We start from the raw sequence: 15,187 nt of genomic DNA on the forward strand, positions 1-15,187 counted from the left end.
CATGACCCTGCACGAGCCCCTCGGCCTCATCGACGCGGCGCGCGAACTGCGCGGTTTCCAGACCGAGCCGGCGCAGATGCGGGCGGGCGCGCCCGGCAAGGTCGGCCGCTTGCGCCTCGGGTTCTCGCTGCGCGACGGGCGCTCCGTGCTCCACGACCTCTACCGGGTCGCCCCGCTGCTGGTGCAGCAGGCGCTCTACTGGGACGAGGCGATGCCGGAACTGCCGGTTTGCCCGATTATCTCGGTCGGCGGCGGCATCCTGCAGGGCGACCGCTACACGATCGACATCGCGGTAGGGGAGGGCGCCTGCGCGCACGTCTCGACCCAAGGCGCCAACCGCATTCACTGCATGGACGCGAACTACGCCTCGCAGCACCAGACCGTGACCGTCGCGGCCGGCGGCTACCTCGAGTACTTGCCGGACTTCACCATACCCTATCGCGGCTCGCGCTTCCTCTCGCGCACGGACCTCGTCGTCGCAGCGGACGCCACCCTGCTCTACGGCGAGATGGTGCTCGCCGGCCGCAAGCATCATCATGTCGAGGAGCGGTTCGGCTTCGACCTGCTGTCGATGGATGTGAACCTGCGCCGACCCGGCGGGCATAAGCTGTTCGCGGAAAAGATCCTGATCGAGAAGGGCGATCCGACGATCGCCTTCGCGGCGGCGATGCGCGGCTTCGACGCCTTCGCCAACATCCTCTGCGTCACCCCTCCCGAGACGGCCGCGCGCATCAAGGAACGGTTCGAGCCCCATTTCCCGATCGAGGCGCCGCGGGCGCTGTCCGGCGTGAGCCGCCTGCCCAACGCCGCCGGGCTGATGCTGCGCGCCGTCGGCGTGGAGACCTACGACGTGCGTCACGAGGTTCGCCGGTTCTGGCGCATCGTGCGCGAGGAGGCGCGCGACCGGTCTCTTCCCGCCGAACCCTACTGGCGCTGAGCGAGGACCGGATCCATGCCGCGAGCGAACAGCAACCTCCTCGTCCAGTCGCTGCGCGGGACGAGCCAAGTCTTCTTCATTGAGAATGCCCTGACGGGCGTGCTGTTCTTCGCCGCGATGGCCTACGCTTCGTCGGTGACGGGCAATTGGGCCACCACGATCGGGGCGGCGATCGGCGTCCTCGTCGCAACGCTGACCGCACGACTTCTGGAATGCGACGACCCCTCCGTCTCCTCCGGTCTCTACGGATTCAACGGCGTTCTCGTCGGCGCCGCGCTTCCGACCTTCATTGCAGCTTCGCCCCAACTCTGGGCCTCGATCGTGATCGGCGCGGCTGCGAGCACGGTCTTCACCGCCGCCTTCAGCGCGACGCTCACCGGCAAATGGGGCATTCCCGGCTCGACCGGCCCCTTCGTGCTGACGGGCTGGCTGATGGTCGCCGCAGCCTATTCCTTCGGCGGCCTGCACGTGACGGGCGATGCCCCCAAGCTCGCGGGCGATGTCGTGCCTAACCTCACCGGCATTCCGGCGCCGATGGACCTCGTCGCGATCTTTTTCCGCAACATCGCGCAGGTCTACCTGCTGGGTAGCGCCGTCAGCGGCGTCATCATCCTGGCCGGCATCCTGATCGCCTCGGTCCCGGCCGGAATCGCCGCCGCCGCCGGATCGCTGATCAGCATGATCGTCGCGATCGCGATGGGTGCCGATCCCAAGGCCGTGAGCCAGGGCCTCTACGGCTTCAGCCCGGTTCTGACGGCGATGGCCGTCGGCGTCGTCTTCCTGACGCCCTCGCCGCGGGTGGCCGTCTATGCCGGTCTCGCGACCGTGATGACCGTCTTCGTCCAGGGTGCCCTCGACGTCATGGTCGCGCCGGCGGGCATCCCGTCCTTCACCGCCCCCTACGTGCTGACGATGTACCTGTTCATCGCGCCGAAGAAGCTGATGGCGCCCCATCCGCACGGGCCCGTCGCCGATCCCATGATCGACGATCAAGGCAATGCGCCGGGCAAGGTTCCGGTCCACGCAGCCGGAACCGCACGGTGACGCCCCGGAGCGTCCTGATCCGGAACGACGATACCGCGCATCGCAAGCGCCGACACGCCCCTCTTCCGAGAAGCACAGATCTAGGAGCACGCGATGCAAGGCATCAATGCCGGCGACACGGCCTTCATCCTCATCTGCACCGCTCTGGTCCTCATGATGACGCCGGCTCTGGCCCTCTTCTACGGCGGCCTCGTCAGACAGCGCGATGTCCTGTCCGTCATGATCCAGAATTTCGTCTGCATCGGTGTGGTCGGCGTGATCTGGGTGTTCGGAGGTTTCAGCCTCGCCTTCGGGCCTGATATCGGCGGCACGATCGGTAATTTCGCGTATTACTTCGGCATGTACGAGGTCGGCATCGAGCCAAATCCGGTCTACGCTCCGAACATCCCCTTCATCATGGTCTTTGCCTACCAGATGATGTTCGCCATCATCACGCCGGCCCTGATGACCGGCGCCTTCGTCGGGCGCTTCCAGTTCGGCGCCTACCTGTTCTTCATCACGGCCTGGACCATCCTCGTCTATGTGCCGGCCGCGCACTGGGTCTGGGGCGGCGGCTTCCTGGCCAAGCTGGGCGTCGTCGATTTCGCCGGCGGGATCGTCATTCACACCTCCGCGGGATTTTCCGCGCTGGCGACGGCGAAGTTTCTCGGCAAACGCAGGGTGGCGGCGGGCGAATCCGAATCCGCGCCGGCCAGCCTGCCCCTGGTCGCTCTCGGCGCCGGTCTGCTGTGGTTCGGCTGGTTCGGCTTCAATGCCGGCGGCGCCTATGCGGCGGATGCGCTGGCGGCCTACGCCTTCACCAACACCATGCTCGCCGGTTCCATCGCCATGCTGGTGTGGATGTTCTGGGAATGGCGCGAGACCAAGCACCCGTCCTTCTCCGGCGTGCTCGTCGGCGCGGTGGCGGGGCTCGCGACGATCACGCCGGCCTCCGGCTATGTCGAGCCCATCGCCGCCCTGGCGATCGGCGCCATCGGCGCGACGGCCTGCTACTTTGCGAAGTACGTCCAGAAATGGCTGAAGATCGACGACACGCTGGAAGTCTGGCGCGCCCACGGCGTCGGCGGCCTGACCGGTGCCCTGCTCATCGGCATCATGGCCAGTTCGCATATCAACCAAGTCTCGGCGAGCCTGCAGCAGTTCGGGGTTCAGCTTCTCGCCGTCCTCGTCGTCGGTGCTTATGCTTCCTTCGTCACCTTCATGATCCTGACGGGCCTGGATCGCTTCGGCACGCTGCGGGTGCCGGAAGAGATCCAGGAAGAAGGCCTCGACACGATGCTCGGCGAGCGCGCCTTCAACCTGTGGAACATGGATCGCACCCTCCCGAAGTAGCCTCGCTGCGACGAGCGCTCCCCAACGCGGGACCGAACATCGGGGGCGTCTGTGTCTGAGCGACGGGTGCTGGCCGTGGCCTGTGAGTCGCCCAGCTGCGCAGCGGTGTCGAGCCACGGGACGGCCGAACCTGCGGCCGGGCCCTCCCGCACCGGCTGGCCCAGCGGTCCCCAGGGAAGTGCGGTGGGAACCGGGGATGGTGACGCAGAACAGGAACCGCGGGCAGGCCGTGCGGCGTTCCTGGGAGCCGACCCCGGAAGTCGTTCGACGGAATAAAAATGGCACAATCCAGGACCGCCAAGCCCCGAGACGATCAGGATGCGAGCCCGGATGGGGGCGTTGCCCCGCTCGTTCCGACGGGAGCCCTGGCGGTGGCTCTGCTCGGTTTCGCGCAAGCCGCGCGGCCGTTGATCCACGTGGCCCGCGACGGGCGCCGCCTCGATGAAATCGCCGCGGTCCTGCGGGCGCTGGCGCCGGAGCGGACGGTGGCTGTTTATCCCGAATGGGATTGCCTGCCCTTCGACCGCGCTTCGCCCTCGCGCGGGGTCATGGGCGCGCGCACGGGCGTGCTGCGCTGGCTGACCGACGACCGCGCACATCCGGACATCGTCCTGACCACCGCCCCGGCGCTGCTGCAGCGCGTGCCCCCGCCGGAAACGTGGGAATCGGCCCATATCGAGCTGCGCGTCGGCGAGCCGCTCGATGCGGAGCAACTGACGGCGCAACTGGCACGGCTCGGCTACATCCTCGACGATCGCGTCGATGAGCCCGGCGAGGTGGCGGTCCGGGGACGGACCATCGACGTGTTCCCGGCCGCCGCACCGCTTCCCTGTCGGGTCGAGCATGACGGGGCGCGCATCACCGCGATCCGCTCCTACGATCCGGTGTCGCAGCGCTCGCGCGTCGAGACCGAGCGGCTGGTGATCGACCCGGCCACCGAAATCATCCTGGACCCGAATTCGAGTCTCGCCCTGGAGCCCTTCACCGGGCAGGAGCACCGGCTCGCCCGATTCTATCCCGCGCTCGTGACCATGCTCGATTACGTGCCCGAGGCGCGCCTCGTCGTCGAGGCCGGGGTGGAGGAGCGGGCCGCCGCGTTCTTCGAGCAGATCGCCGAGGGCCGCGAGGCGGAAGGGGCGATGTCAGCTTCCGGCAGCCGGCAGGACGACCGATCCCAACAGACGCCCGCGCCGGATCTCTATCTCGCGCCCAAGGAATGGGCGAAATTGGCCGAGGCACGCAGCCTTGCGGCGGCGACGAGCGCCGAGGCGGAGCGGATCGCAGGACCGGTTTTCGTCCGCGAGCGCCGCCCCGAGGCCGCCTTTGCCAAAGCCCTGCGCGCCGCGCTGAAAGCGGGCGAGCGCGTCGTGCTTGCCGGCCCCAAGGCGCCGCTGCGCCGCCTCGTGCGGGCGGCCGCCGCGGCCGACGAGCGAACCGTGCGCCTGATCGATGGCTGGGCCGAGGTCGAGGCGGCGGAGCCCGGCGCGATGCTGGCGATCGAGATGCCGGTCGAAGCGGGGTTTCACGTGCCGCAGGCCGGGGCGACGGTGATCGCTGCGGCCGATCTGTTCGGCCCTCTGGCGGCGGGTGCGGGGCGACGGGCCGCCGTGCTGCCGATCGGCGAGGTCGAGCTGCGGGTCGGCGATGTGGCGATCGACCGCGATCACGGCCTGTGCCTCTTCGAGGGGCTGGAGGCGATCCGCGCTAGCGAAGAGGACGAGGAAGACGCCCTGCGCCTGCGTTTTGCCGATGATGCCATCCTCATGGTGCCCGTGAGCCAAGCGGACCGGATCTGGCGCTACGGCTCGGAGGCCGAAGCCGTGACCCTCGACCGGCTCGACGGCGGCACCTGGGCTCGGCGGCGCCTGGAGGCGGAGGCGACGCTCGCCAAGGCGGCGCGGGCGATGCTGAAGGCCGCGCAGGAGCGTCGGGAGGCCCACGCCCCGCAGATCGTGCCGCCCGAGCGCGAGATGGAGCGCTTCGCGGCCGGTTTTGGCTATCCGCTGACCGGCGATCAGGCCGGGGCGGTAGAGGAGACGCTGGCCGACCTCGCCCGCGAGATGCCGATGGACCGGCTCGTCTGCGGCGATGTCGGCTTCGGCAAGACCGAGGTGGCCCTGCGCGCCGCGGCGGCGGCGATCTTTGCCGGGCGGCAGGTCGCCGTCATGGCGCCGACCACGGTGCTGGTGCGCCAGCATGTCGAGACGTTCCGGCGCCGGTTTGCCCGGTTCGGCATCGAGGTGGCGCATCTCTCGCGCCTCGTCTCCCCCGCCGAGGCAAAGCGGGTGAAGCAAGGCTTGGCCGATGGCAGCGTCCGCCTCGTCGTCGGCACCCAGGCGCTCGCCGGGCGCGGCGTGTCGTTCCACGATCTCGGCCTTGCCATCATCGACGAGGAGCAGCGCTTCGGGGCCAAGACCAAGGCGAGCCTGCGCAAGGCGGCGGGCGACGCCCACATCCTCACGCTAAGCGCGACACCGATCCCGCGCACGCTCCAGGCGGCGATGGTCGGCCTGCAGAGCCTCAGCGTGATCGCCACGCCCCCGGCGGTGCGCCAGCCGATCCGCACGGTGATCGCCCCCTTCGAGGAGACGACGCTGGCCGCGGCTTTGCGGCGCGAGCACCGCCGCGGCGGACAGAGCTTCGTGGTCTGCCCGCGCATCGAGGACATCGCCCCGATGGCCAAGCGCCTGCGCGCGCTCGTGCCGGGGCTCGACGTGGTGACGGCGCATGGCGAGATGAAGCCCGCCGAGATGGACGACGCGATGGTGTGCTTCGCCGACGGCAACGGCGATGTGCTGCTCGCCACCAGCATCATCGAGAGCGGGCTCGACGTGCCGCGGGCCAACACCATGCTGGTCTGGGACGCGGAGCGGTTCGGCCTCGCGCAACTGCACCAGTTGCGCGGCCGCGTCGGGCGCGGACAGCGGCGCGGGGTGGTGTACCTGTTCGGGCATCCCGACAAGCCGCTCAGCCCCTCGACAGAGAAGCGCCTGCGCACGCTGGAGGCGCTCGACCGGCTCGGGGCGGGCTTTGCCATCTCCGCCCGTGACCTCGACCTGCGCGGGGCAGGCGACCTCGTCGGCGACGACCAGTCCGGCCACGTCAAGCTCGTGGGGCTCGGTCTCTACCAGCATCTGCTGCAACTGGCGCTGCGCGCGGCCAAGGGCGAGGCGGCCGAGGATTGGAGCCCGGAAGTGCGGATCGGCCTGAACGGCCGTGTGCCCGCCGACTACATCCCCGAACCCGAAATCCGCCTGAGCCTCTACACGCGTCTCCTGCGCCTGCGCGCGGAGGCCGAGATCGACGCGCTGCGCGACGAGATCGAGGACCGCTTCGGCCCCCTGCCGGAATCGGTGGACGCGCTGTTCACCCTGGCGCGCCTGCGGATCGGCTGCCTCGCTCTCGGCATCATCCGCCTCAGCGGCGGCCCGCAGGGGATCGCGGCCGATTTCCATCCGGACCGGCAGGCACCGGTGATCCCGGTCTCCGACGAGATCACGGTTCGGGATCGGCGCATCGTCATCCGCGGGGGCTGCGACGACGCGGTCGAGCGCGGCGCACGCGCCGCCGTTTTCCTGCGCCGTCTGCAGGACGCCCGAGACCGGCGTGGCTGATCGGTAATCGCAGGAATGGAAGCCCTCCCGGTTGCCGAAACCGGGAGGGCACAGGGCGGGGGAAGGCCGTGTGTTCGGGACGAGGGCTAGCCCGGAGCGAGGCCGAGCAGGGTGCCGAGCGGGACGACGAGGGTGGCGCCGGCGTAGAAGCCGTCCTTGGCGCGCCGCGCGGTGAAGGGGTTCCAGAACGAGTTCGGGTTGACCACGTACTGGACCACCGGCTCGATGATCACGCCCGCGCCGACGTCGAAATGCGCATTGGCCTCGAACACGAACTTGTCGCGCGAATACGGGGCGCCCGAGCCGCCCGAGATGAAGTTCGCGTCAGAGAGGAACTGCGTGTAGTTCTCCGACAAGCGCTGCCAGTTCATCTTCAGGCCGTAGCTGTCGTTGGGCCGGCTCTGGTCGGGCGCGTCGAGGCGTACGCCGACGAACGAGTTGAAGCGGATCGGCACCGTCGGGTCGAACGAGTAGCCCGTGCCGGTGTAGAGCGAGATCGCCGTCGGGTGCGGGTTGGCGACGAGGCCACCGTCGGCGCGCCAGACCGTCTGCGTGCCGGTGAGCACGATGCCGGACGTGCCCGACTTCTGCAGCACCGGGGCGCCGGGGTTCAGGCCCTTCGAGGTGCCGAACACCGTCTTGAAGTTGTCGTCGTGATCCGCCGTGTTGAAGAAGCCGGTGAGCGAGGCGCGGCCGGGATAGGCGGTCATGGTGTAGTCGGTCTTGGTGCCGATCTCGGTCATCACCAGCGCGCCCGAGAGCCGCTCGTAGCCGAAATCGTAGCCCGACAGTGCGTTGGTGCCGGGGTTCACCGAGAAGGCGCCGGCCTGGACGTAGCTGGTGGGCGAGAGCTGGTAGGCGGCGTTCGCGCCCCAGACCGCGTAGAGCGGCGAGGTGAAGCCGGCGTTGATGTAGAACAGGTCCTGGAAGCAGGAATTGATCGAGTTGCACGGCGGCAGGCCGTAGTAGCGATCGGGGTGGGTGCGGCCGACCTCGATGACGAGGCGGTCGTCGAGGAGCTTCTGCTGGTAGGTGAGCAGCGAGAGGCGGTTGTTGTTGGGGTTGAACGGCGGCTGATAGCCGACCGTGGTGTCGCCGATATCGGCGGCCATGTTGAGGTTGCGGACGTTACCGAAGAAAGTCTGCGTGAACTTGATGGTACCGCCACTGATGTTGGCGATGCGCTGCATGTCGGCGGTCATGGAGAGGACGAAGTAGGTCGAGTTCGACTGCTCTCCGGTGCGCAGGCCGGCCGAAGGGTTGGCCTGGTAGAAGTTGTAGATGTTGATGTCGAAGGTGAGCCCGCGCTCGGCCATGTGGGTGGCCCAGGGCGCCAGCGGGCCGACGCGGACGGGATCGCTGGGTTTCTCGGCGATGCGCGGATCGGTGCGCGGCTGGGTTTGATCGTTGAACTGGCCCACCGGCGAGGGCTGCTGCGCGGAGACGCTCACGGGCAGGCCGAAGGCCAGGGCGCCGAGGAGCGTGCCGGCCGCCCATGCCATTCGTCCGGGCCGAGCCGATCCCCGTTCCGTTCCGTGTCCGCCGCGTCGCATCTTACATTCCCCTTGCATTGCCGGTTGCGGCCAAGACTTCTTGTGACCAAGACTTCACTGATCTTTGGAGTTGTCGTGCTGTGCAATGCACAACCGTACCGCCCCAGGATCCGCATGGCTGCCGAACGCTCCGCAAAAGCCGTTCCACAGCCGATGACCGGTTTATGGATTTGATCGGATGATCGGTTGCCATTGGTATTGGCTCCCGACTCGTCTGATTCCGTTGCAGTATGATCAAACCTCACGCTTTTGCGTATTTTTTGATCATAACCCTCTTGCTCTACTAGGCTGACACTCGCGAACGCACACGGTCAACTCCCAATTTGGTCTTTTTGGATTTTGCGGCATCGGGCTTGCAATGAGGCCACGGACGCGGCGCAGGGGTGACCTGACCGGCTGGCTCTGGACTGGGATGATCAAGCTCAGACGATGAAAGGTCTGGAACGCCAGAACGCTCGGCTTCGTCGGCGAGTAGCCGCTCTATCTCTGAAGAAGCAGGTGCTGGCGGACGTCGCCTCGGGACACTGGTAGCCCCCGAGCGACGCAGGCAGGCGGTCGATGGTGTCCGAGGGAAGTACGGCCTCTTACGACCATTACGCCTGCCGGATCGGCGGCAGCACCGGGGTCCGCAGCGCTACGTGCCCACCGGGCCGGCCGATGCGGATGGGCTAACCCGAGCCATCGTCGCCCTGGCGTCCGAGTACGGGCGCGATGGCGACCGCCGTGTCAACGCGTTGCTGGACGCGGCCGGCTGGCCGGGGGCAAGGACCGGGTTCAGCGCATCTGGCGTCACGAGGGGCCGCGCTCCGTGCCGATGACCGGCACGCCAAGACTCGCGCTTCGGAAATGTGCCGACGAGAGGGACCGGCTCGAACGGGCGGACCCGCGCCGGCTCAAGGAGCGAGCACGGCCTCAGCCCCTCCAACTGGGCTGTGATCGAGAGCGTGTTCGGAGCCGGCGGCCGCGGGCGCTTTTCCCGCGCGCGGTTCTGATCCCGGGCGGCGTCAGGCGCCGAACTGGGGCAGCACGCGGCGGCCGAAGGCATCGATGAAGGCGTCCTGACGGGTGCCGACCTGATGGACGATGATCTCGGCAAATCCCATCTCGGCCAGTTCCCCGAGCCAGGCGGCATGCTGCCCGAGATCGTCCGAGATCCGCACGCAGGCATGCATGTCCTCGGGGCGGACGAAGCGGGCGGCGGTCTCGAAATCTTCCGGGCGGCGCATCTCCCAGTTCACCTCGCCCTCGATGGCGTTGCTCGACCATTGCGCATGCGCCTCGGCGAGCGCACGGGCCGGGTCGGGGTCCCAGCAGACCTTGGTCTGGAGGAAGACCGGCTTGCCCACACCGCCGCCCTCGCGGAAGGCCTCGACCACCGGGCGCAGCTTGTCCGGCTCGATCCCCACGGTGACGAGGCCGTCGGCCCAGGCGCCGAGGGCGCGGGCGGTCGCCGCGGTGGCGGCCCCGCCGATCAGGAGCGGCGGGGTCTTGGGCCGCGAGTAGAGCTGCGCGTCGATCACCGTGACGCGGCCGCGATGCGTCACGGTCTGCCCGGCCAGCAGCGCCCGGATGACCGCGGCGCATTCGGCGAGCCGTGCGTTGCGCTCGGCCTTCTCCGGCCAGGGCAGGCCGGTGATGTCCTCGTTGAGGCGCTGGCCGCTGCCGAGCGCCAGCCACAGGCGCTCGGGAAACATTTCGGACAGGGTCGCGGCCGATTGCGCGAGCACGGCCGGATGGTGGCGGTAGCCCGGCGCGGTGATGATGCCGAACGGAAGCCGCGTCGTCGCGAGGGCCGCCCCGAGCCAGGACCACGCATGGCCGGAATGCCCCTGCGCGCGGCTCCACGGCTTGAAGTGCTCCGACGACATGGCGCAGGCGAACCCCGCTTCGTCCGCTGCCCGCACGTGGCGCAGGAGGGCGGAGGGGGCGTGCTGCTCGTGTGAGGCGTGGTAGCCGATACGCGTCATTCCGGTTCTCACTCTGCCGCCTCGGCCCCGTCGATACGGGGCGCCCGGCGCGAATCCGTCTCACGCAGGGAGCGGTCGGCGTAGGTGCCCTGCACCGCTTCGCGCCCGCCATGCTCGTAGAGGTCGAGCATCAGCGCGCTGTGGATGAAGCCGAGATGGCTGAAAGCCTGCGGAAAGTTCCCGAGGAAGGTGTCGTCCTCCGCGATTTCCTCGGCGTAGAGGCCGACATCGTTCTGCAGCGCGCGCAAAGCCTGGAAGCGGGTGCGCGCCTCCTCGTCCCGTCCGAGCCAGAGCAGGGCGTCCACGAGCCAGAAGGCGCAGAGCAGGAAGGTGCCCTCGTGGCCGGGCAGCCCGTCGTCGTTCTTGTAGCGGTAGACGAGGGGGCCGTGGCCGAGGCGCTCGATCACCACATCGACGGTGCGGGCGAAGGCCGCTTCGTCTACGGGGAAGCCGACCATCGGCGCGATCAGAAGCGCGGCATCGACGTCGTCGCCGCCGATATATTGCGGATAGTATCCATCGCGGTGGATCGCCTCGCCGTTGACGCAGGCGACGATCCGGTCGCGCTCGCGGCACCATTCCTCACGCTCGCCGAACAAGTGGATCGCCCGGTCGAGGGCGACCCAGTTCATGATCGCCGCGTGCAGGTAGCGCTCCTCGGGCTTGCGCGGCTCCCACAATCCGGCATCGGGCTCGTGCCAATGTGCTGCCGAGACGTCGGCGAGCCGCGCCCCGTGCTTGCGCATCGCCTCCGGCATCGTCCCGCCCAAGCGCTCGTAGAGGTAGAGCAGGTCGAGCACTTGGCCGTAGGCATCGGCCTGATGCTGCTCGGCCGCCTCGTTGCCGTGGCGCACCGGGGTGCTGCCGCGCCAGCCCTCGAAGTGATCGATCTTGATTTCCTCGAGCTCCGCCTCGCCCGAGATGCTGTAGAGCGGCTTCAGGCGGCTCTCTTCCCGCTCGCACAGCTCGGTGACGAAGCCGAAGAAGGACTCGGCCTCGCGGCTCATCCCGAATTTCTTCAGCACGTAGAAGGACAGGCAGGCGTCGCGGATCCAGCAGAAGCGATAGTCCCAGTTGCGGATACCGCCGATCTCCTCCGGCAGGGAGGTGGTGGCCGCGGCGATGATCGCGCCGGTGGGCTCGTAGGTCAGGGCCTTCAGCACCAGCGCCGAGCGCATCAGTTCGTCCGCCAGCGGCCCAACATAGGCCGCGTCCTCCGTCCACAGCACCCAGGCGCGGCGCGTCTCCTCCATCAGGATGCGGGCGTCCGGGCAAGTCTCGGGGGGCGTGTCGAGGTAGAGCGCGAAGCCGCAGGCCTGCCCGCCCTCCAGGGTGAAGCGCGCGGCGGCCAGCTCGCCCTCCGCGGCGAAGTCAGCATCCGCGACGAGGCCGGGGCAGCCCGGCGCTGTGACGCGGTGGCCCTCGACGGCGAGCGGCGCGAAGTCCTCGGCGAAGCCTGCGAGCGGGCGGTACTCGGCGATCATCGAGACGCAGCCCGACACGCCGGTAACGAGGCGCACCAGAAGCGGCCGGCCCGCGCCGCCCTCCGGCCCGACCATGAAGTCGTGGAGCGTCACGAAGCCGGTCTGCGTGGTGAAGGTGGTCTCGAGGATGTTGCTGCGGCTCAAGTATTGCCGCACGGTCTCGAAGCGCTCGGTCGGCCGGATCGTGAAATGACCGCCGCGCGTCTTATCGAGCAGGCGCGAGAAGGAGGGGTCGGCGTCGAAGCGCTCGAGGCAGGCCCAGTCGATGCCCCCGTCGCGCGCCACCAGCGCGCAGCCCTCGCAATTGCTGAGGAGCGCATAGGCCTCGATCGGCTGATAGGGGCGGGTCTGCGGATCGGACATCGTCTCGGACATGGTCGTTCCTGGGGCGCCGCAGGCCGGCCGCCCGGTTTCGGGGCTCGAGCGCATTCCGACGACGTGGTGGCCGGTTCGTCGGAAGAATGCGCGTCAAAACAAAGAGCGAGAGGCACCGGCCTGATGTCATCAGGTCGGAGACGGCCCTAGGATGAGGTCAGGCGCCGAGGCGGAAGGCCGGCTCCAGCAGGCCGCGAACGCCGATATCCACGAGCAGGGTGCGCCCGTGCTCGGGGTCCTCCGCCCGGGCGGCCTCGTCCATGCCCTCGTAGGCCGTGGTCAGGAGGAGCCGGTCGAGGTCGCGGCCGGCGAAGGTCGGGCAGGTGGGCTGGCGCGCCGGGACGGACACGGTGCGCACCCGCTCGCCCGCCGGGCTGTAGGCATCGAGGCAGGCGCCGCCGAAGCGCGCGGTCCAGATCAGCCCCTCGGCGTCCACCGCCGCGCCGTCGATTCCGCCCTGTCCGTCGCTGTGATCGTAATGGGTCTCAGGCGCGCTCGCGGGCAGGCCGGTGGCGGGGTCGAGCGCGACGCGGCGCAGGATGCCCTCGTCGGTATCGACGAAGTAGCCGGTCGCGCCGTCCGGCGAGAAGGCGATCCCGTTTGGGATCGACAGGCCGGAGAACAGCCGCGTCACCCGCGTGCCGGCAACGTGGTAGATCGCGCCGCGTCCGGTCTCGGCGTCTCGGCCCATGGTGCTGATCCAGAGCGCGCCGCTCGGATGGACCCGGCCGTCATTGGAGCGGGTGCCGGCATCCTCCGCTTCCAGCGGGCAGAACAGGCTCAGTTGCCCGTCGCGGATCGTACGGATGTAGAGCCCGTCCTCCGCCGAGAGGAGTTGCCGGTCGGCGTCGATGGCGGCGACGTCGCTCGCCATGAACGGCAGGGCGTGCATCTTCGCCGGGCCGGCGCCCTCGCTCAGGGGCAATTCGAACAGGCGGTTCTCCAGGATATCGACCCACCACGCCGTGTCGGTCGCCGGATCGTAGCTGGGCCCCTCGCCGAGATGGCAGCGGGACGGATCGAGGACGCGGATCGACGGAGATGCGGCCAAATCAGGACATTCCTCTGAAATCAACGACCGTTGACGTCTGTCGAAAAGAGAAGTTCCGCGGGTTTTGCGAAGACTTAGCCCATGATCTGAGCTTGCCTGTGCTACGTCTGGGGCGGAATTTTCATCCGCCCACGTCGTTCCGCTGGGGCTTTGCAGCCCATCGCCGGGCCGTTCCGCCGTCGCACTCGCCCCGGCGGGTTTCAGCGCCTAGAACGCTTCGCGAGCGCCCGCTCACGGGCGCGAGAGGACTGACGCAATGGACATGCAGGCTCCGCCCGGCCACGCGGCGCCGCGCTTGGTGCCGCCTGTGCCGGTGCCGCCGGAAAAGGAGTTGCCGACCCTGCGCTTCATCGCGGCGATGCGGGTCAACGGCATCGCGTGCTGGCCGGCCTCCGCCTACGAGGCGCCCCTGCGCCGCCGACGGCTGCTCGGGCGCACGCGCTTCACCGTCAGCGATCCGGACCTGGTGCGGCACGTGCTGGTGGACAACGCCGCCAATTATGCCCGCACCCCGATCACCATCCGCATGCTGCGGCCGATGCTCGGCGACGGGCTGCTCATCAGCGAGGGGACGGCGTGGCGTCACCAGCGGCGCGCGCTGGCGCCCGCCTTTACCCCGCGGGCGGTCGAGACGTTGGTGCCCCACATCCTGTCGGCGAGCGACGAGGCGGTCGCGGCCCTCGAAGGCCCGGCGGCCCGGGGACCGGTCGATCTGTTCGCCGCGCTCCAGCGGCTCGCCCTGGAGATCGCCGGGCGCACCATGTTCTCCGTCGGCATGGCCCGCCACGGCGACCGCCTGCGCGGCTTCCTCGAAGCCTACGCCGCGCGGCTCGGGCGCCCGCACCTGACCGATCTGGTCGTGCCCTTGCGCTTCGCCACGCCGCTCGACCGGGCCCGCGCCCGCTTCCGCCGCGATTGGGTCACCTTCCTCGATGAGGTCATCGCCGACCGCGACGAGGGGCAAAGTGGGCGCCAAGTCGGAGGCCATGGCGGGGGCGAGGCGCGCGACCTGCTCGACCTGCTGCGGGCCGCCCGCGATCCCGAGACCGGCCGGGGCTTCTCGCACGAGGAGCTGCGCGATCAGGTCGCCACCATGATCCTGGCCGGGCACGAGACCACGGCGGTGACCCTGCTCTGGGCCTGCACCCTCCTCGCGCTCGCGCCGGAAACGCAAGGAGCCGTGGCGGCGGAATCGGCGAGCGCGGACAAACCGTTCACCCGCGCGGTGATCGAGGAGACAATGCGGCTCTACCCCCCCGCCTTCGTGCTGGCCCGCCGCGCGCTCGGTCCGGACGAACTGGCCGGCGAGGCGGTCCGGCCCGGCGACAGCGTGACGATCTCGCCCTGGCTGCTGCACCGGCACCGCAAGCTGTGGCACGACCCCGACGCCTTCGATCCGAGCCGCTTCCTGCCCGGCGCGCCGCCGGTGCCGCGCTTCGCTTACCTGCCCTTCGGGGCGGGGCCGCGGGTCTGCATCGGCGCGGCCTTCGCGCTCACCGAGGCGACGCTCGCGTTGAGCCGGATCGTCGGGCATTTCCGGATCGAGCGAGCCGATGCCCGCCCGGTGCTGCCGGCGGCCGTGGTGACGACCCAGCCCGACCACGCCCCCGCCTTCCGGCTGACGCGGCGGGTGTGAGCGCCCCCGCGTTCTAAAAATCCAACGAGGCGGAGAGCAGCACCGTCCGCGGCGTCCCCTGAGCGAGGATGCCGCGCCCGGTCGTCGCCCGTCACGTTGACGACGTTCGCCCGCAGCGTCAGCGGCCTGTCCCGGAACAGGGTAGCACGGCAAGGCCGAGCGCTTCGTCCAAGGCGTCCTTGCGCGAATGGGCG

The 15,187-nt window shown here is 69.3% G+C and carries 9 protein-coding genes and 1 pseudogene; 6 read left to right on the plus strand and 4 right to left on the minus strand.

Annotated elements, in window-relative coordinates; translation table 11 throughout:
- Position 1 precedes the first annotated feature (1 nt).
- The 4 genes from M2437_RS01860 to M2437_RS01875 all read left to right on the plus strand — a co-directional run bounded on the left by M2437_RS01860 (position 2) and on the right by M2437_RS01875 (position 6,927).
- Complete coding sequence (locus tag M2437_RS01860) at positions 2-937, plus strand: urease accessory protein UreD (RefSeq protein WP_012752309.1); 936 nt, start codon at positions 2-4, stop codon at positions 935-937.
- Between the two features lie 15 nt (positions 938-952).
- The gene (yut, locus tag M2437_RS01865) at positions 953-1,981 is read left to right on the plus strand and encodes an urea transporter (RefSeq protein ID WP_012752308.1); all 1,029 of its coding nucleotides are present in this window, start codon (positions 953-955) and stop codon (positions 1,979-1,981) included.
- A 93-nt stretch (positions 1,982-2,074) separates the two neighbouring features.
- A complete protein-coding gene (locus M2437_RS01870; RefSeq protein ID WP_056501932.1) occupies positions 2,075-3,313 on the plus strand; it encodes an ammonium transporter in 1,239 nt (412 codons plus the stop codon).
- A 278-nt stretch (positions 3,314-3,591) separates the two neighbouring features.
- Entirely contained in the window at positions 3,592-6,927 is a 3,336-nt protein-coding gene (locus tag M2437_RS01875) for a helicase-related protein (protein ID WP_253389218.1), read from the plus strand.
- A gap of 86 nt (positions 6,928-7,013) precedes the next feature.
- Here the strand turns inward: M2437_RS01875 and M2437_RS01880 are convergent, their stop codons facing one another.
- Positions 7,014-8,429: a carbohydrate porin gene (locus M2437_RS01880; RefSeq protein WP_003606044.1), complete on the minus strand. Its 1,416-nt coding sequence runs from the start codon at positions 8,427-8,429 to the stop codon at positions 7,014-7,016.
- Positions 8,430-8,894: 465 nt separating this feature from the next.
- Here M2437_RS01880 and M2437_RS01885 point away from each other — a divergent pair.
- Positions 8,895-9,321 (plus strand): annotated as a pseudogene (locus M2437_RS01885) (IS3 family transposase); the annotation flags it as partial.
- A 163-nt stretch (positions 9,322-9,484) separates the two neighbouring features.
- Here M2437_RS01885 and M2437_RS01890 read toward each other — a convergent pair.
- The 3 genes from M2437_RS01890 to M2437_RS01900 all read right to left on the minus strand — a co-directional run bounded on the left by M2437_RS01890 (position 9,485) and on the right by M2437_RS01900 (position 13,357).
- On the minus strand, positions 9,485-10,447 hold the full coding sequence (locus M2437_RS01890) for a TIGR03885 family FMN-dependent LLM class oxidoreductase (protein ID WP_012752306.1): 963 nt from the start codon (positions 10,445-10,447) through the stop codon (positions 9,485-9,487).
- 8 nt (positions 10,448-10,455) lie between these two features.
- Positions 10,456-12,306, minus strand: coding sequence for a glycoside hydrolase family 15 protein (locus M2437_RS01895; protein WP_012752305.1), 1,851 nt, complete (start codon positions 12,304-12,306; stop codon positions 10,456-10,458).
- A gap of 157 nt (positions 12,307-12,463) precedes the next feature.
- Positions 12,464-13,357, minus strand: coding sequence for an SMP-30/gluconolactonase/LRE family protein (locus M2437_RS01900; RefSeq protein ID WP_012752304.1), 894 nt, complete (start codon positions 13,355-13,357; stop codon positions 12,464-12,466).
- Between the two features lie 256 nt (positions 13,358-13,613).
- On the opposite strand from M2437_RS01900, the gene M2437_RS01905 reads away from it, so the two are divergent.
- Positions 13,614-14,993 carry a cytochrome P450 gene (locus tag M2437_RS01905; RefSeq protein ID WP_003602597.1) on the plus strand — a complete coding sequence of 460 codons (1,380 nt, stop codon included), beginning with the start codon at positions 13,614-13,616 and terminating at the stop codon, positions 14,991-14,993.
- Positions 14,994-15,187 lie beyond the last annotated feature (194 nt).

The sequence above is a fragment of the Methylorubrum pseudosasae genome, assembly GCF_029504475.1.
Classification (GTDB): domain Bacteria; phylum Pseudomonadota; class Alphaproteobacteria; order Rhizobiales; family Beijerinckiaceae; genus Methylobacterium; species Methylobacterium extorquens.